The sequence below is a fragment of the SAR324 cluster bacterium genome (genome assembly GCA_015232315.1).
GTDB lineage: Bacteria > SAR324 > SAR324 > SAR324 > NAC60-12 > JADFZZ01.
In genome coordinates this window covers 1-215 of the sequence record JADFZZ010000025.1, presented here as the reverse complement: position 1 = coordinate 215, position 215 = coordinate 1, and the positions used below count along the sequence as shown (strand labels likewise).

1 protein-coding gene is annotated in these 215 nt (G+C 49.3%); it reads right to left on the bottom strand.

Translation table 11 applies throughout. The annotated features are described in order from the left end of the window. Positions 1-215: DUF3782 domain-containing protein (locus HQM11_15120; GenBank protein MBF0352362.1), on the bottom strand; the 215-nt coding region annotated here is incomplete at both ends.

Sequence of the window (215 nt, the reverse complement as noted above, 5' to 3'; positions counted from 1 at the left end):
TCATCCCGCAGATGACTTTTGACTTCCACCAGATAAACCGCGTTCACGTCCGTGTTGGCATAGGCCAGCACATCAATTTCAAATTCCTCTCCGCCTTTGCGAACCTTGACATTCGGGGCGATCACATTCATTTGAAACCGGTTGGTTAGCACCTTGCTCATCGAAGGCAAGGCCATGCCTTCCGTAAAACTGCCAAACTTGTTGTTCAAACCTCC